Source organism: Lujinxingia vulgaris (assembly GCF_007997005.1).
In the GTDB taxonomy this organism is placed as follows: Bacteria; Myxococcota_A; Bradymonadia; order Bradymonadales; family Bradymonadaceae; genus Lujinxingia.
Map to the genome: position 1 here is coordinate 61,082 of NZ_VOSL01000054.1, position 21,993 is coordinate 83,074.

Below are 21,993 nucleotides of genomic sequence, written 5' to 3' on the forward strand. Positions count from 1 at the left end.
CAGGGCACCACATCACTGCGCCGCTTCCGCCACCACCCGCACCCGCTCGGTCGCCGAGCGCCCAAAGGTCTCCGGGTGATACATCTCCTCGGCCCTGGCCGGCGGCGCCACAAACTCGCCAGGGGTGGTCGCCCGCGCCACGTAGCTGAAGGTGTGCACACCCGGACCCACCGTCGAAGCAAACGCCTCCACGCGCTCATCGCGGGTGTTCTGGTGCTCGTACCAGCGCCAGCCCCACCACCAGTGGCCCGGCCAGGTGGTGCTTCCGCCGTTGAGCCCGGGCTCCACATCGCTCACGGCGAGCTCGGTGTTGATGGGCTCAAAGCCCGCCGGCAACCAGTCGGCGAGTGCCACGTGGTAACGTCTGGCCGGAAGCGTCATCGTCAAGGTGACGCGCACGCGCGCCCCGGCTTTGATCTCCCAGACCCCGTCCTCGGCGCGACGCACATCGCTCTCGTTATCGACCGCCTCATAGATGCGCTCCACCTCCATGCCCTCCGAGGTGGCTGGAAGATCGAGGTTTTTCGGCGCGTAACGCATCCCCAGGCGATAATACATTCGACCTTCGCCATCGCGCTCGATCACCACCGGCTGCGTCGCATCGTCGAGCTCCTGCAAGTACGACATCGGCACATCGGCCGAGTAGCGCTCGCCAGTGCGACCCGAGAAGCTGTGCTCGGCAAAATGCGCGTCGCCGATCCAGGCTCGCGCCACAAAGTTCGGGCTCACCGACTCGAAGGTGTCGAAGTAGCGACGCATCGCCAGGATCACAAAGACGTTGTCCTGGGTCGTGCTCCAGCGCCCGCGCTTGCGGTGCGCCATCAGCCCGCGCATCACTTTTTCGGTGAGCGGGTTTTGCGCGTCGGTCTGCATCAGGCCGTCGAGCACCACGGCATCAGTGCGGCGGCCGGAGTGCAGCACACGGTACGCGCCGGCCTCATAGGCCTCCTGGAACTCGGCGGTGGCGGCGGTCTCCTGCACGTTGTTCTGAAGACGTTGCATAAAGCGCGCCTCCCACTGCGTGCCTTCGGCGATTGGCAAGAGCCAGCCCAGCGCCTCCAGAGGAAGCACCTCAATGCCGTAACGCGTCACCACGTCGTCGAGCGCACGATCGCCGGCCACACCCATCTTCTCAAGCACGTGCAGCGCGTAGGCATCCACCGTGGCGCGAGAGCGCGGGCTGTAGTCGGTGGTGTAGCGCTCCACCTGCGCGATGTAGGCGCGGGCACGCTGCAGCGCATAGGCGGGAACCTCCAGCCCCGCCTCATCGGCCATCCACAGCGCATGGGTGGCGTGCACACTCACGTAAGGCCAGGACTGACGACTTCCCTTCCAGAACCCAAACCCGCCATCGCCGCGCTGGGCCTGCACAATCTGGTCGACCCACTCCTGCTGCGACGCCTTAAGATCGTCGACCGAAGGCAGCCCCTCGGCCTCAAACGCATCGAGCACATCGTAGAGCGCCAGCACCGACATCAGCCGGCTGGCGGTCTGCTCGGAGCAGGCATAGGGGTACGTCGTCAGGTAGATGAACGCATCCGTCAGCGCCTGAAGCTGCGTGGAGGAGGCCGAGAACTCCAGCCCCCCGTACTGCGAGAACGCCTCTTCAGGGACCTGCACCAGCTCCTGGATCACATCTTCGTCCGAGAGCGAACCGTAGGTCGCAAACGCTTCGGTGGTCGCCGGCGTGAGCACCGGCATCGTGATCAGCTCGGCGTCTGCAAAACTTCCACTGGCCGCGGCCACCTGCACCCGCACCTCGCCAGCGGAGGTCGCCTCGGCCTTCCAGCGAACTTCCACGCGCTGGTTTGCCGGAACCTCCACCCGACGCCCGGGGCTCTCCAGCCACTTCAGGCCGCCGACCGCACGCAATGCGAGATCCACGCTGCGCGCCTCATCGGTCTGGTTATGCAGCACGATCGGAAGCTCAAAGCGGTCGCCCACATTGGCAAAACGCGGCGCCGAGGGACGCACCATCAAGGGAAGGCGCGCGACGACCTGAGACTCGCCATGACCGAAGCGGCGGTCGCCTTCGACCACCACGGCCATCAGGCGGTAGCGGGTGAGGCTGTCGGGCAGGGTGTGTTCGACACGCACGCGACCTTCGGCGTCGGTCACAAGGTCGCCGTCGAAGAAGGCCAGCGCGTCGAAGACCTCGCGGACGGCGATGGGCGTGTTGGCCTGGCCCCTGCCGCCGGGCGCCGCAGGCGCGGCCTCAGCGGGCGCAGCCATCGCCATGCGCTTGCGCATCGGCGCGGAGCCTCCTCCACGCATCCCGAGTCCACCAGAAGCCATCCCCTCGGCGGCATCACCCAGCGCGAGGTTATCGGCCGCCTCCTCCCGCTCCAGAGCTTCATCAGCGCTCGGCGGCACGATCAACCAGCGGCGCGTGCGCATATCGTAAACCCCGGCAGGGAGCTCCGGGTAGAAGATGCTCAGCGGGTCGCGCAGCGCATAATTCGAGAGCCCCAGCACCGCCTCGTCGACCGCAAAAAGCGCCACATTCGCACCGCTCACAGCCTTGCCCTGATGATCGGTGATCACAACATCCACACCGAGCTCTGAGCCAGGATCCACCTGTTCTTCTGCGGGCTCGATCGCCACGTTAAGGCGACGCTCCACCGGCTCCACTTTCAGCTGAAGCTCACCGCGCGCGAAGGCATCCGGCGAGGCCGCATCATCCACGCCGAGACTCTGCACGGTGAGCGTGAGTGCGGGGGTCATCGCGTCCTCAATCGGGATCTCGACCACGGGGTTCTCCGCGCTCAGGCGAACCTGCCGCGTCTCATAGCGCCCCTGGCGTCGCAGCTCCACGGTGGCGTCCATCGGATAGAAGGGTCCGTTGACCATCACCTTTGCCACCTCGCCAGGGCTGTAGGACTCCTGGTCGGGAATGAGCACGAGCTGCTTCTCTTCGACAAGATCCGCGCCGCGGGTGTCCTGACCGGCCGCCCACACGCCAAGATGACTCACCGAGCTCCGGCCGGCCTCATCCTCCACCGTCGCGACCGCACGGTACGAGCCCGCCGAGAGATCTTTGAACACACAGCGCCCACCATCATCTGGCGAACACCGCGCGAACTCCTCGGCGTCTTCGACCGTGAAGCTCCAGGGGTTGCGCGCCAGGTAGAGCACAACCTCGACGCTGGCCCCTTCAACCTGCGCCCCATCCACGTCGACCACACGCGTGAGCACCTCCCAGGCCTCACCGCGCTGCACGAAGGTCTGCTCACTCTTGAGCCCCACGTAGGCCGCCGCCGGGTGCACCAGCGCGCTGGCGCTGGCCTCCCAGCTCTGGCGGTTGACGTCCATCACCGACATCGTCGCCTGCACGCGGCGAGGAAGGCCGTCATCGGGAGCCTCCCAGCTGAGGTCGAGCACCGAGATGCCCCGGGCGTCCGTCATGCTCTGGTGGCCGCCGCGCAACGCCTCGGGCACGACCTGCGGCTCCGACGGAGGCTGCCAGCCCCAATGCCCCCAGTAGGGCCGCCACGCGCCAAAGGTCCACCCTTCATTATTCGGCGGGGTGTAGCCCGCCGAGCTCTCCGCAAAACGCCAGGTCACCGGCGCTCCGGCAAGGCCGCCACCGGCATAATAGGCCGCCTCGACTTCGAAACGGCTCTCTTCGCCGGCGCGATGCGGCTCGCCAATCGCGCGTGCGCTGACCTCATACTCCGGCCGACGAAACTCCTGGATCTGAAAACTGTGTGCGGTGGTCGTCCCGGCCGCCTCGCCATCCACGGAGAGTTGCACATGTGCCCAGCCCAGGTTGACGTTGTCGGCGAGCTCCACGTCGAACTCAAAGCCGCCGAACGCGTCGACCTCGGCCGTGCCGCTGGTGATCTCATTGCCCCGCGACTCCCGCACTCGATAGGTCACCCGCTGCGCACCACCAAGCGACGTGAGCGTCCCTCGCGGCCCCGGCTCACGGGCGCGTACCCAACCTTTGAGGGTGACGGTTTCCCCGGGCTTGTACATGCCTCGGTCGTCGATCACATACCACACCGCCTGGTCGCGCTCCGGCCGTTCGAGACGGTTCCATCCGCGCCCCGACCACCAGCCCGTCTGCGCGTCGGGCGGCATCATCACCACATCACCACCGCCCTGGCGCACCTCCAGAACCGCCGCATCCGTGGGGACATCCACCGAAAAGTGCCCGTGGTCGTTAACGCGGGCAACCTCCTGGCCATCCACCACAACCTGTACGCCCTTCGTCGGCTGACCGCTGCTCAACAGGGTCACCCGCCCCTCCAACGTACGCTGATCGCTGGTCAGATCGAGCCCCAGATCCGTGACCTGCACCCAGTACGACCAGCTCGGCTCCTCATGCCGCCGGCCATGGTTCGGCCAGGGCGTCGGCTCGTCGAGCACCACCATCACCTGACCGGTCCCCGCGCTGTTGAGCGCCTTGCTCAACACCACCTCGACCTCATGGCGCGCGTCGACCTCCTCGCCGCGAAAGCGGAACATCTGCGTGTCTACGAGCTCGCCAATTCGCGCCGGCCCCGAGCGCGAGTGCAAGAACGCCGGATAGTGCGCCGCCTCCACCTTAAAGACCCGCGCCCGCAACGAGCGAAGGCCACCGAGCATCACCGGCAGGCTCGCTGCGGGATTTTTGGGCAACACGAGCATGTCCGACGGAGGCCCGGCCACAAAGGCCGGGTAGGCCCCTATCTCCACCTGCCCACGGCGATCCCCTTTCAGCGGCTGTCCGAAGGCATCCACAAGGCCGGCGCGAACCTCAAAGGCGTAGGTCGTCTTCGGCAGAAAGTCGCCGTTGAGCCAGAGGTGGTCACTCCCTCCGCTGATCTGAAGGTTCGGCACCTCCGGAGTCACCTTCACCAGGTCTTCAAACTCGGTGTCGGAAGCGATGGGGTTGGTCAGCTTCACATAGATCTGACGTCCAGGCGGGCAGGGCTCGGAGACGTAGCAGCCGATGCTTTCGACCTGAAACGCCCCGCGCACCCGAAAGTTCGCCTCATGGCCCTCCTGCCCCAGCAGCGGCCCCTCTTTGCTCTCGATCGGCGCGGCAACCGTCACCTGCACCGTCGCGCCGTCGGGGTAGTTCTCGGTGGGCACAAGCGTGAGCACGCGCCCCTCGTCAGCCGCCCCCTTCACGCCACCGGCCTCCTGCAGCTCGGCAGCCTCATCGCCGCTGACCCGGCGCATCGCAATGGTCTTGCGACCCGCCTGCACCCGGATCTTCGAGGCCATCGTCTCGGGCACGGGCTGATTGAACACCACGTGCACCGGCGCGTCGGCCGCCTGCACGCCGTAGCGCGGATACACCGCGCTGACCTTCGCCGGCGGGGTCTCAAAGCCAAAACGCACCGCCTCCTCAAGCGTCGATCCGTCCACCGAGGTCACGCCGGCAGCCACCTCCACCTGGTAGGCCGTGGCCCTCGGCCACGCCTCGCTCACCTCATAGACCGCCGTGCGCGTCCCCAGCCAACGCCACCTCCCCTCCGGCTGCGGCTCGATCGTGATATCCGGCGCCTCAGCTTCGCCGGCCTGCCCCACCGCGATCATCGGGCGGCTAAAGCTCACCGAGAGCTGAATCGGCCCCTCCACCGCCCCCTCGGGCCGAAACGCCAGCACGTCGAGCGGGCCGGCCTGAGGCGCTTCGCTGACCACCTGCGTCAGATCCGGCGGCCACGCCTCGCTGACCTCTTTGCCAGGCACCGCCGGCGGCATCGTGTCGCTACGACGCCGAAACGCAACCTCATCGCCCTCTTTACCCTCCAGCGGCTCCAGCCGCCCGAGAAGCTGCGCGATCTCCTCCTCAGAGAGCGCCTCGCCACGCACCGCCTTGACCATCTCGTACCCCTCATCTTCACCCAGCACCCCGCCCATCGCTGGCGGCGCCTCGGTATCGCCGAGCTGCCCCTCGGCCAGCCCATCCACCGACGAGCGCTTGGAGCTGCACCCCACCATCAGCGCCGCCGCCATCATCACCGCTACCCATCTGCCCGCGCTCATCGCTCGCATGCCTTCCTCGTCATTCAATCCGTTTGAACATCCACCGGCGCACTGCGCCCTACCACCTTGTACGCAGCCGCCTTCATTTCGATCTATTTTAATCGAGCAATTCCTTCTAACGTGACACCACACACCCACATAAACCACTGAAAACATTACCATTCACACCACGAACCGAGGCTCAAATAACCTCACTCACCGCATCAAGACGATCGATCTCAGCGCCTCCACGCGTCCACCAAACACGCCAAACAGATCTCCCGAACGCGCCTGGCGAGCAGGCCTCATCCTCCCCCACCGCCGCGATCAATGCGCGTCGGGTGTCGCCGCCAGGTAGAGTCGCTCGGCGACCGTATCGCCCAGATCCAGCCCCCGCAACGTCGGTCGCCAGAGCGCCGGGTTGCCCCCGGATCGCTCCATCAACCCCAACGCTTCGAGCCCCTCGACCGCCTCGCCAACCCGCACCTTATCCGCTGCCGAGAGCACGCCCGCATAGCGCTCAAAGAGCCCCGAAAGGTCGAGCCCCAGGCGACTGCGCGCCCCCAGAAAAAGATGCTCCGCAAAGGACTCCCGGGCGCTGAGCACCTCCTCACTCTCGGCCGCCCCCGGGTCGCTTTGCGCCATGTACTCGGCGTACTTTCGAGCGTTGGCCCGTCGCCAGGAACGCCCGTCGCCCCCCACTCGCAGGCTGTGCGCGCCCACCCCCACGCCCACATAGGGCCTTCGTAGCCAGTAGCCGCTGTTGTGGCGACTCTCCCCCCCGGGCACCGCAAAGTTGGAGACCTCATAGCGCCACAGGCCCACCTCGGCGGTGCGCTCGACGAGCCGATCCAGAAAAGCCGCGCTGGCGTCCTCATCGGGGAGGTGCAGGCTGCCGCGCTTTCGCCGAATCCAGAACGCCGTGCCCGGCTCCACCGTCAGGTTATACGCGCTCACATGATCGAGGCCCCGCTCCTCCACCAGCCGCTGCATGATGGCCAGATCAGCCTCCCAGGAGGCCGTCGTCTGCCCCGGCACCCCAAACATCAGATCAAGCGAGACGCGCTCCATCACCTCCAGCGCCCGCTCCACCCCCTCGATGGCCTGCGCCGCCGAGTGATTGCGCCGGAGCGCCTTGAGCTGCGCATCCTGAAAGCTCTGACACCCCACACTTAAGCGCTCCACCCCCAGCGCGCGCCAGGCGTTGAGCTTCGCCTCGGAGAGCTGGTTGGGGTTGGCCTCCAGGGTGAGCTCCGCGCCCTCTTGCAGCGTCACCACTCCCCGCACCGCCTCAAAAAGTGCCCCCAGGGCCTCGCCAGAGAGCAGAGACGGCGTTCCTCCCCCCACATAAAGGGTGACCGCCTCATAGCCCTCAAACTCCCCGGCCCGGGCCTTAAGCTCGGCGGCCACACGCTCCACGTAGGCCTGGTGCGGGATCTCCCGCTGCACCGAGACGGCAAAGTCGCAGTAGGGACAGAGACGCTCGCAGAAGGGCACGTGCACATACACGCCGATCTCCCCCGACCTCATATGCCTTGCAGAAACGTCGACCTCACTCACCGGCTGCGCTCGTCGCCCACCTTCAGGTCGATGCGCCCCTGCTCGGTGCGGATCTGCACAAAGCTCGGGCTGTACGACGCCGCGGGCTGTGTCCCGGGGGGCTCCCCTTCAGCCAGCCGCTCCCAGTCCTGACGCCCCCAGGGCCTTGGGATATGGTAAAAATAACGCAGCGACTCGGCGTTGAGCGTCAGGCGCTCGCCACCCTCCACCCGATCGGTGGTGTAGAGGTACTTGCGATCAAAGACCACGCGCACGTCCGTCCAGTCCTTGTTCCCCTTATTCTCGATATAATACTGCCGACGATCCAGCTGGCTGGTCAGCTCCTCATCCCCAAAACTCGCCCCGAGCTCGTTGCCATCATCCGGCCCGCTCATCGCCCAGCCCACGCTGGCGATCACCAGGACCAGAAAGCCCACGACCACCCCGATCTTCTCGACCTGGTAGCGCGTCCCGGACTCAAAGACCCCTTTGAGCTGACGCTGTAACGTGTCCAACACCTCTTTCGGATCCATCGCCACTCTCCCGCGGGCAGTCCTTCAAACCTCCCTCCCCTTATACCCCCTTGCCCTCACACTGCACAGCCCGGCCTGATGTCAGACCGGGCTGCGCCTGTGCAGACGCAAAGCGCCCGGACACGATCCTGAGATGAGGCCGCGCCCAACGTCGCCGCACCACAAACGCCTCAACCTGTCTCAATCATCATCGTCATCATCGCCACCGCTATCGGTGTAACGACGCTCGTAGAAGTCCGGGTCTTCGCAGAACAAGAATGGCATAAACGCCTCGCAGGTCACCGGCTCATCGGAGCCATCGGCGCAGTCTTCCACCCCGTTGCAGTACTTCTCGTGGGTGACCGGCGAGCCGTCGGGGCAGACGCGATCGGGCTCACAGGCGTTGAGGCACTCGCTTAAGACCTCGCCACCCAGGGAGCACAAGCTGCGGCCGAGCGCCTCACAGGTCGCGTTGAGCATGCAACCGAGCTGACACGCGCGCACCTCGTCCTCGAAGTAGCTCTCGTCGCAGTCGGGAGACTCCTGCGGATCCGTCCACAGGCGGCCCAGCCGACAGTCGTTGAGCTTGTCCTGCAGGCCGCGGCACTGCGTGCCCTCCTCATAGCCCCGGTCTACTCCGCTATGCTCGGCGTCGATGGCCTCCACCCGCTCCACCAGCCCGCAGCCGCTCAACCCCAGAGAGGCCATCAACCCGGCGGCCACACCCATCATCCAGAAACGACCCTGCATCATCCTCTCCTCATTGACATCATGATCCCTGCTCCGGCGAAGATCATCGCCCGCGAAGTCGATGCGACGCGCCGAAGCGTTCATTATTCATTCAACATGGCCCCTGCGGTCAACGTCTTGGCGCCGGCGCCCTCACCTGCGCGTCAACATGACCCGGGCCCTCTTTAACAGAGCTTCACGCGCCTTACCCTTGACGCACCGGCCGCGCTCCCCTCATTCTGAAGAGACCGAACCACCTCCGGGGCACGTTTACGTTTTGTTCACGCAGTGATGTCTATGAACACGATTCCGGCACATATTTTCGGGCTCTTTCTGGCCGTGGGGGTCGGCGTGCTTGTGGGCGTCGGCCTCTTCACCTTCCTCTACGCCGACGGCCACGCCTACCTCCAGGACGACCCGCTGGTCTGCGCCAACTGCCATATCATGCAGCCGCAGTACGACTCCTGGATGGCGTCGAGCCATCAAAACGTGGCCACCTGCAACGACTGCCACACGCCCAAAGGCCTGATCCCCAAATACATCTCAAAGGCCGACAACGGCTTTCGGCACGCCTGGGCCTTTACCTTCGACAACTTCTACGAGCCCATCCAGATCATCCCGCGCAACCAGCGCGTGTTGCAGAATCAGTGCGTCCACTGCCACGGCGACCTGGTCCACCCGATCCTCGACGAGGATAACAACCCCCAGTGCGTCAACTGCCACTTCAACGTCGGCCACGCCGGGCACCAGCGCCCGCAGCGCTTCTGACGCCTACCGCCCCCGATCTACGCACCACGCCTTGAGCGCCTTGTTTGCCCGTCTATTGGAGTTTGATGATGAGCCAGAAATCCTCGGATACCCCTCGTAAAAAGTTCCCGATTCAGCGCGGCTACATCATCGCCGTAGCGCTCACCGCCGGGGTCACCATCATCATCATCGCGCTCCTGATGAACATCTTTGAGCGCCGCACCGAAGGTCAGACCCCACACTTCCGCGTGGTGGAGGTCGATGATGAGACCGTCGATCCGAAGATCTGGGCGCAGAACTGGCCGCATCAGTACGACTCGTACATGCGCACCGTCGATCATGAGCGCACCCGCTACGGCGGCTCGGATGCGGTGCCAATGCAGAAGCTCGACAAAGATCCCTGGCTCAAAAAGATGTGGTCCGGCTACGCCTTCGCCGTCGACTACCGCGAGGCCCGCGGCCACGCCTACATGCTGCTCGACCAGGAAGAGACCGAGCGCGTCACCGACTTTCAGCAGCCCGGCGCCTGCCTGCACTGCCATGCCTCGGTGATCCCGGCCTACCGCTTCGCCGGCGAGGGCGACGTCTGGGCGGGTTTTGTGAAGATGAGCGGCATGCCTTATGAGGAGGCCCGCAACATCGTCGACGACTCCGGTGAGAAGCTCATTGAGCACCCGGTGGCCTGCGTCGACTGCCACAACCCCGAGACGATGAGCCTGCGCGTAAGCCGCCCGGCCTTTAAGGCCGGCATCGCCGCGTTGATGAAACATGAGCGCGGCATCGAGGACTACGACGTCAACCGCGATGCGTCGCGCCAGGAGATGCGCACCTTTGTCTGCGGTCAGTGTCACGTCGAGTACTACTTCGACCCGCAGGACAAACACGTGATCTACCCCTGGGCGCAGGGCATCAACATCGACAACGAGATCGCTTACTACGACGAGGTCGGCTTCAACGACTGGACCCATGGCTACACCGGCACGCCCATGCTCAAGGCCCAGCACCCCGAGTTTGAGCTCTACAATGCCGGCACCCACGCCGCCGCCGGAGTGGCCTGCGCCGACTGCCATATGCCTTACGAGCGCATGGGCGCGATGAAGGTCAGCAACCACCACGTGCGCTCCCCGCTGCTCGATATGGCGTCGAGCTGCATGACCTGCCACGGGGGCTCGGAGTCCGACCTGCGCGATCGGGTGCACACCATTCAGGACACCACCCAGGGGCTGATCGACCGCGCCTCCAACGCGCTCGTTGAGATGATGGACGACCTGGCCCTGGCCCGCGCCATGGGTGCCACCCCCGAGGATCTTGCCGAAGCCTACAAACTCCACCGCGAGGCGCAGTTCCGTCTGGACTGGGTCTACTCGGAGAACTCCCGCGGATTCCACGCGCCTCAGGAAGCCGCCCGGGTGCTGGCCGACTCTATCGACCAGGCCCGCCAGGCCCAGCTCGAAGCGCGCCGCATCATCGCCGCCCTGGAGGCCGAGGGCGCCACCCGCCCCGAGCACGTCGAAGGCTCGGAGGTGGGCACCGAAAAGCCGGTCAAGCCCGAGCCCGCGCCCATCGAGGGTGTGACGCCCGCCGACCAGGCCCCGGCCGGCGTCTACTGAGCGCATCGGCAACAGTCCCCGGAGCGATCAAAAACGCCCCCGCTGCCTGCGCAGCGGGGGCGTTTTTGATGAGTGCCATTACGATGACGCGCGTGCCGCAGTTCATCCATTGCGCGCACGCCACCCTCGGCTTCACACATATCAGCCCAGATCACCCTCTCTCAAAGTATGCTTTAGCCGGGACGACAAATCACGGCCGCGCCCATAACCTCGGTCCATGATCAGCCGCGTCGCCTCTTCGGCCGCCTTTCGCTCTTCTCCGACGATGATCTCGCGCAACGATCTCAAATCCATCGCATCCTGAGGACGCTCATCCGCAGACTCCGACAGAAGTTTCAGCGCGAAAAGATGACCGGGCCGCGCCACTGGAATCACAACCTCGGGGATCACCGCTATCGCCTGAGCTTGCTCAACAATTTCCACTTCGATGCCGGACGAGGCAAAGAGCAGGTCGACATAGACCCACTCCTGGCTGCGCTCGCGTGTCGTGCGCGCTGTGGATAGCCGCCCACCGCATCCTGTTCCATCACCGCGGAAAGCACATAGCCCCGCGATTGCCACGCATGGAGAAACGACTCCGCGTCAGCGTCGTTCTTCACTGCGACTGCGACGTCAATGTCACGCGTGAAACGGGGATCAACATAGCAGGAGACGGCCAGGCCCCCTACCAGCGCCCATGCCGTGCCCATGTCCTCAAATGTGTCACGCACTATGGAAAGTGATTCAAAGAGTTCATTGATCACGACCGACCCAGGCTTCGAAACTCATCACAGTCCCGCAACCCGCCAGGGGCCTCGCCCCTAACCACGCTCGCAACATCGCGTCGACTTCGGCTGACGAGGCCTCCGGATGACGCCGCGCAAGTTGCTGACGCTTCATCGCAATTCCGGCGTCCGCCATCTGCAACGCGAGCCGCAATCTCGCCGCCTTCGATTCTTCGTCCTGAGAAAGCACGGTCGCTCCGTATCTAAAAGAGGTCACCTGACGTCTCGTCATCAAACGCTAAGTTCGCAACAGACCCACGTCAACGCGCTATCACTCAAAACGCACAGCCCGACGGCCCCCTTGTCGACCACGCCCCGGCAGCCGTCGAATGCGCGTATCAGTCAAAATGACCTGAGCGAACCCAAACGCCCCCGCTGCTCTCGCAGCGGGGGCGTTTTTGGGCTCACGGGCACCAACGCGATCAGGAAACGGTCAAACAGCAGCGCTTGTACTTCTTGCCGCTCCCACAGGCGCAGGGATCGTTTCGCCCGAGCTCCGGCTCCCGAACGACGAAGGGCTTCTGAATGCCTGCCAGAAGTCCGGCAGCGAGCAGCGCCGGGTCGGCGCCCCTCCCCTGCTCCTCGGCACTCTGGACCTTCGTGCGCCTGGCGTGCTTCATCGCGGCCTCCTGCAACGCCACGTCCAGCTCTGCAGACAGCCCCTCACGTTTCAGAAGTTTCAGGCAGGCCTCGGCCGCACCAAAGTCGTACGCGCGCTGCACATACATAAAGAGGGCCGTGAGCTCTGCGACGATCGCGTCCCCATCCAGATTAATCTCAAAACCTCGCATCCGAAGAGCGCTGAACATCGCGTCCTCCAGCAGCTCCGCGTTGATCTCCTGAAAGGGCTCGTTGCCGTACACGTGCAAATAGTCCAGCGCCAGACGTGCGCCACCCACGCGCGTTTGTAACGCGTTCGCCTCCGGCGATGCCGCAAACGCCCGAAAGAGCCCGTCGGTCCAGACCTCCGAACGCACGTGATGCACCTGCTCTTCGTAGTCGTCGAGAACGCTCTCCTCGAACTCGAACACCGGCCCCCCGCCCTGGTACGGCGAGCGCTCCCCGCTCCTCAGCGCCGCCGCCTCGGGCATATCGAGCAAATCAACCGCGACCTCATAATCCAACCACTCCTTAAAGGCGTCCCAGCCCCTCTCTTTCGGCCATAAGGTCTCATCGTAGCACCATCCGTGGAGCATCGACTCAAAGACCCGAGTCGCGTTTATCTCCAGATACTCCTCGGTATCCTCACGTACATGAAACATCGGCGTGAGGAAGACCTGATCACTGGCAAGAATGGCCTCGTCGCTCAGGCCCTCCGCGTACTCACGATCCACCTTACGCACCCAGTCTACAAAAGGCTGCAAGGGCCGTACAACTACCGCACAACGATTCACACTTCGCATAGCGTTCCTCCTGGTTCGGTAAAGTACACCGCCGTCAGCACCCGCGAATCTCCGAAAGAGCGCGAGCTTGCGTGACGCGAACAAGGGCACACCCCACAGGCGATCGACGCGTGTGGACATGCAAACCTTGAAACGCAGCCAGGCCATGCTCTCGATGCAGCAGAGCTGACATCAACGCGAGCTGACAGCGTACAGCACAATGGTTACGGCGAAGCTGCAGCATCGTTGGCTTTTGAATTCAGGTCAACCCTCTTAACCGTCCTACTCCCCCCCGGTCCTTGAACCCCACTGACTCGCCCCTACATCTTCTTCCCTCAATTCCAATCCGAGCCGTGCCACCTCCAGGGAAGGAGATCTGCCATGAGCGATGATAAGAAGCGCGCGCCGACCAGCGAGACGAGCAAACGCGGGGATCTTGAGCGCCACACCTCCGAGCGCGGCACCTACCTCACCACCAACCAGGGGCTGCGCGTCGACCACACCGATGACTCACTCAAGGCCGGTGAGCGTGGGCCGACCTTGATGGAGGACTTTCATTTTCGCGAGAAGATGACGCACTTTGACCACGAGCGCATCCCCGAGCGCGTGGTGCACGCTCGCGGCTCGGCCGCCCACGGGTATTTTGAGCTCTACGAAGATCTTTCGGATCTCACCCGCGCCCGCTTTTTGTGCGACACCTCCATGAAGACGCCGGTTTTTGTGCGCTTCTCCACCGTGGTGGGCTTTCGCGGCTCGGCCGACACCGTGCGCGATGTGCGCGGCTTTGCCACCAAATTCTTCACCCAGGAGGGCAACTACGATCTGGTGGGCAACAACATGCCGGTCTTCTTCATCCAGGACGCCGTCAAGTTCCCGGATCTGGTGCACTCGATTAAACCCGAGCCTCATAACCAGATGCCCCAGGCCTCCGCGGCACACGACAACTTCTGGGACTTTGTCGGCCTTGTGCCCGAGTCCACGGCCACGCTGATGTGGGTGCTCTCCGACCGAGCCATCCCGCGCAGCTACCGCATGATGGAGGGGTTCGGTGTGCACACCTTCCGGCTGGTGAATGAGGCCGGCGACGCCAGCTTTGTGAAGTTCCACTGGAAGCCGAAACTCGGCACCCACGGGCTTGTCTGGGACGAGGCCCAGAAACTCGCCGGCAAAGATCCCGATTTCCACCGCCGCGATCTCTGGGAGGCCATTGAGGCCGGTGATTTTCCCGAGTTTGAGCTCGGCCTGCAGGTCGTCCCCGCCGAAGACGAGCATCGCTTTGACTTCGACCTGCTCGACCCCACCAAGTTCATCCCCGAGGAAGAGGTGCCGGTGCGCCGTGTCGGGCGGATGGTGCTCAACCGCAACCCCGACAACTTCTTTGCCGAGACCGAGCAGGTCGCCTTTCACCCGGGCCACGTCGTGCCCGGCATCGACTTCACCAACGACCCGCTCTTGCAGGGCCGCCTCTTCTCGTACATCGACACCCAGCTCATTCGCCTGGGCGGCCCCAACTTCTCAGAGATTCCCATCAACCGCCCGGTGGCGCCGGTACACAACAACCAGCGCGACGGCTACGGGCGCCAGACCATCAACCGCGGCAACACCAACTACTACCCCAACTCCACCGGCGGCGGCTGCCCGATGATGGCCAGCGCCACCCAGGGAGCTTATGTCCACCTCTCCGAGCGCGTGGACGGCCATAAGATCAAAAACCGCAGCGACAGTTTTCGCGACCACTTCTCTCAGGCCACCCTCTTCTGGAACAGCCTCACCGACGCCGAAAAAGACCACCTGGTCAGCGCCGCCCACTTCGAGCTGGGCAAGGTCAGCTCCATGGAGGTGCGCGAGCGCATGGTCAACAACTTCAACGAGGTCGACCACGACTTCGCCTGCCGCGTCGCCGCCGGCATCGGTGTAGCCGCCCCCAAAACGCCAAACGCCAAAAACCACGGCAAAGCCTCCCCGGCGGTGAGCATGGAGGCGACCGTCAAAGACACCATCACAAGCCGTAAGGTCGCCGTACTGCTCGCGGATGGCTTCGCCGCCGACCAGCTCAACGAAGTGCGCGATGCTCTGGAACAGGAAGGGGCGCGGATCACCATCGTCTCAGAGGTTCGGGGCACGCTCAGCGCCGACGATGGCTCCAGCGTCGAGGTCGACAAACCCTTTGTGACCACGGCCTCCATCATGTTCGATGCCCTGTACATCCCCGGCGGCCAGGAGCACATCGACACCCTCAAAACCCGGGGCGACGCCCTGCACTTTATCAACGAGGCCTTCAAACACTACAAACCCATCGCCGCCACCGCCGAGGGCGTTGACCTCCTGCGCGACGCGGCGATTACAGGCATCGACCTGGCGGATGCGCAATCCAGTGACCACGTCACAAACCAGCACGGCGTCATAAGCCTCTGGGAGTGCAGCAACCTCGCCGACTTCACCACGCAATGGCTCGAGGCCATTGCTCAACACCGCCACTGGGGCCGCGATGCGGTCGGTCGGGTGCCCGCCTGACGCTTCGGCTTATCTCCGGCTGACCGCCCCTCATGCCCGAACGACGAAAGCCCGAGGCGAAAACTCGCCACGGGCTTTTTCGTGCTACGCCGCGCCTCCCCTCTTCACTCCCGAAAACGCCCCTCACAGCCCTGCTTCGCCAGCGCATACTCCTTTGAGCACGCCTGCAACTGCCCCTCACGCGCCGTGTCCGTGATGCGCGCCCCCTGCGTTGTGCCGTAGCCGTGGTCGGACACGGTCGTCCGCGCCCGCAGGGCCCCTTGCCGGCACTCTTCGTGAGCCTTCTGCGCTTGCTCCAAGCATGCGCTCAGACTTGAGGGAGCCCACCAGAGAGAAAACCCGACAAACCCCACCGTGACCAGGATCACGAGCGCAATAAGCTCGGTGCGCCGTCCTGCCGCCGCCCTGTCTCGAAGCTCCACCATGGTCTGATTCCGGCTTTAAAACAAAAACTGATACTGCAACCTCAAGAACTCCTGACGCGGCACATCGTGCAAAAGCCCGTGCACGCCCACCTCGACATGCAGCTTGGAGTTATGCCCCCGGTGGTAGATCTGCGCGCCCAGCGCGGCCTCATCGTTGCTCGCGACCGGCGCGGCATCGTCGAAGTAGGTCTGCGAGAAACGTGCGGCCAGCAGCAGGCGCTGCTCAATGGCCAGCACCGCCAGCTGCGCGTTCATGCCGTGGCCCACAAACCCATCAAACGCGCCGTCCGGCGAGTTTGTGTCGCGGAAAAAATAACTCCCCTGCAGCGTAACCCGGTCGATGGCCAGGTAGGCGTCGGCGGTCAGGCCCAGCAGCTCGGCCCGAAGATCGGAGCCGTCGTCCAGCCAGTCCCGCGCCCGTGAAGAGTTCGCGTAATACGCGCCCGCCCCCAGGATCAACGTCGGCTCGGCCACCGCCTCCACCAACGCCTCGCTCTCGCTGTACACGCCGATCGGCGCCCCGGCCGCGCGCGCGGTGAACACATGGCCGACATCCGGCGAGGGCATGGCGTTGCGGCCTTCTCCATTGAAGATGCCGGCCTCGACATGGAACTTGTCGCTCGGATCGGCGTCGACCATCACGCCGATATCGCGCCCATCCGCCCACTGAAACTCCCCGTGTGCGAGAGAGCGCTCCACAAAGACGTGATAATCACTGGAGCTGTCGCGCTCCCAGCTAAAGGGCGGCGCAAATTGCCCGGCCTGCACACTGACCTGGTCGGAGAACTCGTAGGCCACCCAGCCGTCGCGAAGCGAGGCGTCGCGGTTGAGCTCCGGGACCACCTTCATCACCATGTTGCCAAAGGCCCGCGCCTCAATCGACGGCCGCAGCCGACGAATGAAAAACCCGGCGTTCTGCACCGCGAGCTCCTCGGCGTTCACCTCATAACGAAGCTGAAAGTCGCCGTTAAAGGTGATCGAAAAGTCGCCGTCTTCGGTGCTGATCGACAGATCCGGCGTCTCCTGCGCCGACGCCACCCCCGGAACAAAAAAAGTCGCCCCAACCAGGGCGGCCGCCGCGATACCAACCAGGTTTTTATGCATCCATCTCACCGTGCCAAAAAGTGGACATCGATCACGTGTCACAAAAATGACACAAAACCTCAGGGAAGTAGATAACAGAGTGTGGCGAAAAAGTATTCACCCCTGCCCCGGGAGCGTCGCCTGCTCCGGTCCGCCATCGGCGGATTAAGCCACCTGACCGAGCGGACCGACCGAGGCCCACACCGCTGGTCCAGAAGGTCTCAGAAGCAGAGCGCTCCGAGCTCATCGCCGAGATCGAGCCGGAGCTCCCAGGACCTCGCCAGATCCACCTCCGCGCTGGCGCGGTACACTCCGGGCGCCACCTCCTCCAGCGAGCGGTCCAGCAGCATCATCGCCCGCGGCCGCCCCACCCGGTTGTCGATCCTCCCCATCGGCGAGGGCTGCCCCTCCGCCAACACCAGAATCGCGCGCTGGTTCGGTGACGCCACAAAGATCGACCTCCCCGCCGGCCCCGGCGCCGCACTCACGGCTGAAGCGCCTGCGCCCGCCACCCCGACCTCCCCCGTCGACACCCACCTCAAGCCCGGCCCCGACTTTGCCAGCGCGTCGAGCGCCACCATCCCCACCTGCTCACCAGCCGCGCGCTCGATGTACGCGTAGCCCTCCGTAAACACGACCCTCTCCGGCGCGCCCAACCCCTGAAACGCCCCCCGCACCACGCCATGCTCCAGATCGATCACGCTCACCTGCCCGGCGCCCGCATGCAGCGCAAACGCCCACCTTTCCCCCGGCGCCACATCCACCCGGGTCACTCCGGCCGCAACCTGCACCCGGCGATCCGAACCGCGCGCCACATCAAAGACCCGCACCTCCCCGCCCTCCCGCGCCACGGCGATAGTTGAACATCCCCGGCCCAGCGAAACCACGCCCTCTCCCACCGCCACCGCCCCCACGTAGCGCGCCGAGGGCCCGTCGATCGCTACCAGCTCCCGCATCTGCGGGCTGGCCACCCACACCTGATGCCCCCCGTGCGACACCACCACCTGATGCGGCCCGGGCCCCACCTCTACCGCCCCCACAACGCGATCCTCATCGGTGTCGATCACCTGCACATGCGCCGCATTCGCATCAGCGCCACCCACCCACAGCTGTCGCCCGTCCTCCGAGAACGCCAGCGCCCCCGGCGCCTCATCGAGCTCAAGCGTCGACGCCACCCTGAACCCCTGTGTCTCCACCACCAGCACCTGCTTTACGTTCGGCACCGACAGATAAAGCGAGCGCCCGTCCGGGTGCAGCGCCCAGTCTAACACCTCCCCGGGAAGCCTCAACAGCGCCTCCAGACGCGTCTGCCTCAGCGCGATCTGCGGGTTGAGCACGCTCAACGTGTCATCATCGTTGAGCAAGAGCACCCTCAGCGCGTTGAGATCCTCCTCGGCGCGCTCCGCCAGCCCCCCTCCTCTAAGCTCCTGCACCCGGGCGCCACAGGCTGCAGCATCCTGCGGGCCATCCTCCCCCCGCTCCTCCAGCCAGGCCCGGGGCTTTAACCCCCGCACAGGCTCCCCGCCCTCAGCGTCCGTCACCACCAGACGCGCCACCGCCCCGCGCGGACCCTCCTTCAGCGCAAACGAGAGCTGCAGCCCCTCATACTCCACAACCTTGGGAGCATGAGCGGCCCCCTCGACCGCCACCGGCATCATCACCCCGGCCACCAGCTCCGAAAACGCCACCGGCCCTCCCCTGACAGCCCCGCTCGCCACTTCAGCAGTCGGAGGACCATCGGCTCGAAATCCCGGCTCGGCGCTGGTCATCAGCAGCGTGCCCGCCGTGGCCACACCCAGTGCCGCGGCCAGCACGCCGGCCGCCACGCCCATCGCCCCCCATCGACGAAAAGCCCCCATCAGCGCTCCTCCGACGCTTCGTCGCTCGATGCCGTCGCCCCACCATCATCCCCCTCCGAGGCCCCGGCAAGCACCGGCGTCTCGGCGACCCGCACCAACCCCCAGGTGCCGCCGTAGAGATAGATGCTGGCCTGATCGTAGAGCAGATAATCCCCCTCCACCTTAAATGGCCCTCCGGCGCCGTGCAGCGGAATCAGGTTGGAGGCCTTACCCGCCGCAAGTCCCCCGTCGCTGCCGGTATAAAAGGTCGAGTCGTTGGCACCGAGCACCTGCGAGAACGACCCCGTCTGCGCCGTGGCCACCGGCCACTTCGCGCCCGTCAACCCGACGGCGTGCTGGCGCGGATGCCCCGAAGGCAGCAGCACCCGCACCCGCAGGTTGTCGCCGGGCTCCGCCCGAAAGACGGGCGTGGCCGGATCGCCATGCACAAGCGAGCTCAGCAGATCGCGCTGCTGCAGGTCATTGAGCGCGTTCTCATCAAACTCCGGCGCCACCCCCAGCCGCGCCCACAACGGCTCGGTGCGGTAGTTAAAGCCCTTATGCCCGGACTCCTCCGCATCATCCGCCCCCACATTATTACGCAACACCGTCGGCTGCAGCGGATCGCCCCCCTGGAAGACCGGGTTCCCCGAATGCAGCGCGATCTCATCCTGGAGCACCATCACAAACTCCCGAAAACTGCGCTCATCGCCATAGGTATCCACATAGCTCACCGTGGCCTGCGCGTCGGTGCCCGCATCGCTCACCCAGGTTGCGCCCACCGGCTCCACGATCAACGCCCCCATCGCCCCATGCACCCCGTGGTTTACCACGTCAGCCATGCTGCGCAGGTTGATCGCCCCAAACTCAATCGGCGTCGCCACAATCCCCTTCGAGCCCTGGGTCCATACCCCGGCGTACCAGTCAAACTCACGCTCCTCCCCGGGCGGCACCGTCTGCGCGTCGTTCAAGCCCACATTCGCCCCGCCGCCGCGATGCGCATCATGCGCATGCGTTACGAACTGCGGCTGCAACGACACGTGGTTCGAGGTGCGAATCTGGTTCGTATTGAACTTATCGACAATCGGCGGGTTGAAGTTGAAGTGCAGCGACGAGGGCGGCATCTCCTCCGGAAGCTCATTGATCAGCTGCACCTTGATGCACTCCCCGGCTGCCGCTCGCAGCACCGGGGCTCTGGCGCGCGCCTTCCGGCCCGCAGATCCTCAAGATGCTCATCCTTCACAAAGAGGATCGCGTCCGGGTCATAGAGATCAAAGGCCGCGTTGTAGGTGAGCCGGTCATCCGGAAGATTCCCCTGCGCCAGAATCGCATGCACCGTATAACGCCGCTTCGGTGCCCCCGGCGGACATACCGGCGGACGACGCCCCCGCCAGCCCTGTACCTCCCTCGTCGAACGATTCGGCAGCGGCAGCAGATCGGGCTGCGCGTCGCGATACACCCTCAAAAGCCCCCACATCCCGCTCCAGAGGTCATCCGTCGGCAAACTCCCATAAAGGTAGTCGGTCACCTCCTCATAGGAAGTCGCCACCTCGCCGAGGTCGGCCGTGAAGTTCTCCGAGAGGCCAATCTGCTGCGCGGCCACATAGCCGCTGTCCGGATGGTCCGGCTCCCGCAACCACTTCTGCCCGAACACCCCGAACACGTGCTGCTCCTCATGCGCAGCCCCGATCAGACGCAGCATCACCCGGTCGCCGCCGTACGCCCGCAGAAGCGGCGTGGACGGATCCCCGTGAATCACCGAGCTGAACGCCTGCGCCATCTCCCCGGCCTCCCCGCCCTTCTGTTGCCAGCCGCCCGGCCCCGGCTGCCCCACACGCAGGGGCAGCGGCTCCTGCCGGTAGTTGATCAGCATCGTCCCCGGATCGCTGGCCGAGATCGCCTCCGGTCGCGGCTCATCTTCATGGCCAATCGCCCAGGGCAGGTCTTCTTCCTTTTGAATCGGCGGGTTCACCGGCCGATCCCCATCATAAAGTGGCGCGAAGTCGGCCAGCGCCAGGGCAAACTCCCGATAACTATCGCCGCCATTCGCCGTCAGAATATCGGCCCGATAGCTCGTCGGCCCCCCGTCGGCCCGCGTCCCGTACATCTCGCCAGTCTGCGGATCCCGCCAGCGCGATCCCGCCGGCTCCGCCACCAACATCCCGTACAAACCATGCTGCTGCCAGCTCGCCGCCGACATATGGTCGTGAAAAAAGACCGTGCCCACCGTGCGGTCGTACCCCTCATCGTCGAGCACCGGATCCACCCAGTAGACCTGCTGCATGGTCTGCGCCCCCATCACCCCCAGCCGCGAATGCGGCGTCAGCGTCAGCTCCACCCGCGAGCCCGTCTCCCCCAGCCCATCGCCCGCCTCAAACGCCCCGCCGGCGGCGTTGATCGCCTCCACCATCATCATCACTTCTTCGGGAGAGTGGCTGCCGTTCTCGTAGTTAAAGCCGTTCATACCCCCGTCCGAGCCCATATCGAACTTCACCTGGTGCATATGCAGCCCGACCATGTCCGAGGGCGTGAACATCTGAAAATCATCTTCGTCCAGATGCGCCGGCATCAGGTTGGTCAGCTCCACCTCCAGGCAATCCCCCGAGTTGGCGCGAATCACCAGCGGCTCGATCTCCCGCTCCCCGGAGCGCGTCGCCTCAACATCCTCCACCAGCACATAGATACGCCCCTGGGGGTCGCGCCAGCCGGCCCTGTTAGCCACGATCTCCGTCTCGATCGCCGCCATCCTGTAGCGCCTCACCGGCGCATCCGCCGGACAGGGGTTGGCAAAGGGCGCGCCCTTGCGCCGCGGTTGCCCGTTCACACACCACTGCCCCGGCTGACCGTCGGGCAAAAACGCCGGGTACGCTTTGGCCTCAAAGCCCTAAGGCG

The 21,993-nt window shown here is 65.0% G+C and carries 14 protein-coding genes and 1 pseudogene; 3 read left to right on the forward strand and 12 right to left on the reverse strand.

The features are described 5' to 3' along the window. Window positions 1-12 precede the first annotated feature (12 nt). From FRC96_RS12835 to FRC96_RS12850, 4 genes are all read right to left on the reverse strand, one after another. Window positions 13-5,988, reverse strand: coding sequence for an alpha-2-macroglobulin (locus tag FRC96_RS12835; protein ID WP_230470208.1), 5,976 nt, complete (start codon window positions 5,986-5,988; stop codon window positions 13-15). Window positions 5,989-6,285: 297 nt separating this feature from the next. Next, window positions 6,286-7,467 (reverse strand): radical SAM family heme chaperone HemW, encoded by a 1,182-nt coding sequence (gene hemW, locus FRC96_RS12840; RefSeq protein WP_230470209.1) that lies wholly within the window; start codon window positions 7,465-7,467, stop codon window positions 6,286-6,288. Window positions 7,468-7,514: 47 nt separating this feature from the next. Then, window positions 7,515-8,030 (reverse strand): hypothetical protein, encoded by a 516-nt coding sequence (locus FRC96_RS12845; RefSeq protein ID WP_146974887.1) that lies wholly within the window; start codon window positions 8,028-8,030, stop codon window positions 7,515-7,517. 180 nt (window positions 8,031-8,210) lie between these two features. Next, a complete protein-coding gene (locus FRC96_RS12850; protein WP_230470210.1) occupies window positions 8,211-8,762 on the reverse strand; it encodes a hypothetical protein in 552 nt (183 codons plus the stop codon). A gap of 273 nt (window positions 8,763-9,035) precedes the next feature. Here FRC96_RS12850 and nrfH point away from each other — a divergent pair, with 273 nt between their 5' ends. Then, window positions 9,036-9,506: a cytochrome c nitrite reductase small subunit gene (gene nrfH / locus FRC96_RS12855; RefSeq protein ID WP_230470211.1), complete on the forward strand. Its 471-nt coding sequence runs from the start codon at window positions 9,036-9,038 to the stop codon at window positions 9,504-9,506. Between the two features lie 68 nt (window positions 9,507-9,574). Beyond that, window positions 9,575-11,095 (forward strand): ammonia-forming cytochrome c nitrite reductase subunit c552, encoded by a 1,521-nt coding sequence (locus tag FRC96_RS12860; RefSeq protein WP_146974890.1) that lies wholly within the window; start codon window positions 9,575-9,577, stop codon window positions 11,093-11,095. 141 nt (window positions 11,096-11,236) lie between these two features. On the opposite strand, the gene FRC96_RS12865 is transcribed toward FRC96_RS12860, so the two are convergent. From FRC96_RS12865 to FRC96_RS12880, 4 genes and pseudogenes are all read right to left on the reverse strand, one after another. Beyond that, complete coding sequence (locus tag FRC96_RS12865; protein ID WP_230470212.1) at window positions 11,237-11,656, reverse strand: hypothetical protein; 420 nt, start codon at window positions 11,654-11,656, stop codon at window positions 11,237-11,239. A gap of 26 nt (window positions 11,657-11,682) precedes the next feature. After that, window positions 11,683-11,784, reverse strand: a pseudogene (locus FRC96_RS22835) (nucleotidyl transferase AbiEii/AbiGii toxin family protein); the annotation flags it as partial. Between the two features lie 43 nt (window positions 11,785-11,827). After that, window positions 11,828-12,049, reverse strand: a complete 222-nt coding sequence (locus tag FRC96_RS12875) for a hypothetical protein (RefSeq protein WP_146974893.1) — start codon at window positions 12,047-12,049, stop codon at window positions 11,828-11,830. Window positions 12,050-12,281: 232 nt separating this feature from the next. Beyond that, the gene (locus FRC96_RS12880) at window positions 12,282-13,262 is read right to left on the reverse strand and encodes a YecA family protein (protein ID WP_146974894.1); all 981 of its coding nucleotides are present in this window, start codon (window positions 13,260-13,262) and stop codon (window positions 12,282-12,284) included. Window positions 13,263-13,622: 360 nt separating this feature from the next. On the opposite strand from FRC96_RS12880, the gene FRC96_RS12885 reads away from it, so the two are divergent. Continuing rightward, entirely contained in the window at window positions 13,623-15,755 is a 2,133-nt protein-coding gene (locus tag FRC96_RS12885) for a catalase (protein ID WP_146974895.1), read from the forward strand. A gap of 440 nt (window positions 15,756-16,195) precedes the next feature. Here the strand turns inward: FRC96_RS12885 and FRC96_RS12890 are convergent, their stop codons facing one another. From FRC96_RS12890 to FRC96_RS12905, 4 genes are all read right to left on the reverse strand, one after another. Further along, entirely contained in the window at window positions 16,196-17,284 is a 1,089-nt protein-coding gene (locus FRC96_RS12890) for a porin (protein ID WP_146974896.1), read from the reverse strand. A gap of 200 nt (window positions 17,285-17,484) precedes the next feature. Next, window positions 17,485-19,122 (reverse strand): YncE family protein, encoded by a 1,638-nt coding sequence (locus FRC96_RS12895; protein ID WP_146974897.1) that lies wholly within the window; start codon window positions 19,120-19,122, stop codon window positions 17,485-17,487. Beyond that, on the reverse strand, window positions 19,122-20,288 hold the full coding sequence (locus FRC96_RS12900; RefSeq protein ID WP_146974898.1) for a hypothetical protein: 1,167 nt from the start codon (window positions 20,286-20,288) through the stop codon (window positions 19,122-19,124). Before FRC96_RS12900 ends, FRC96_RS12895 begins: the two co-directional genes overlap by 1 nt. Next, the gene (locus FRC96_RS12905) at window positions 20,246-21,925 is read right to left on the reverse strand and encodes a hypothetical protein (protein ID WP_146974899.1); all 1,680 of its coding nucleotides are present in this window, start codon (window positions 21,923-21,925) and stop codon (window positions 20,246-20,248) included. Before FRC96_RS12905 ends, FRC96_RS12900 begins: the two co-directional genes overlap by 43 nt. Window positions 21,926-21,993 lie beyond the last annotated feature (68 nt).

Excerpts from the sequence above, each read along its gene's own strand:
- FRC96_RS12835 (WP_230470208.1), bottom strand. The coding sequence starts at position 5,988 with ATGCGAGCGATGAGCGCGGGCAGATGGGTAGCGGTGATGATGGCGGCG.
- FRC96_RS12895 (WP_146974897.1), bottom strand. The coding sequence starts at position 19,122 with ATGGGGGCTTTTCGTCGATGGGGGGCGATGGGCGTGGCGGCCGGCGTG.
- FRC96_RS12885 (WP_146974895.1), top strand. The coding sequence starts at position 13,623 with ATGAGCGATGATAAGAAGCGCGCGCCGACCAGCGAGACGAGCAAACGC.
- FRC96_RS12860 (WP_146974890.1), top strand. The coding sequence starts at position 9,575 with ATGAGCCAGAAATCCTCGGATACCCCTCGTAAAAAGTTCCCGATTCAG.
- FRC96_RS12845 (WP_146974887.1), bottom strand. The coding sequence starts at position 8,030 with ATGGATCCGAAAGAGGTGTTGGACACGTTACAGCGTCAGCTCAAAGGG.
- FRC96_RS12850 (WP_230470210.1), bottom strand. The coding sequence starts at position 8,762 with ATGATGCAGGGTCGTTTCTGGATGATGGGTGTGGCCGCCGGGTTGATG.
- FRC96_RS12890 (WP_146974896.1), bottom strand. The coding sequence starts at position 17,284 with ATGCATAAAAACCTGGTTGGTATCGCGGCGGCCGCCCTGGTTGGGGCG.
- nrfH (WP_230470211.1), top strand. The coding sequence starts at position 9,036 with ATGAACACGATTCCGGCACATATTTTCGGGCTCTTTCTGGCCGTGGGG.
- FRC96_RS12880 (WP_146974894.1), bottom strand. The coding sequence starts at position 13,262 with ATGCGAAGTGTGAATCGTTGTGCGGTAGTTGTACGGCCCTTGCAGCCT.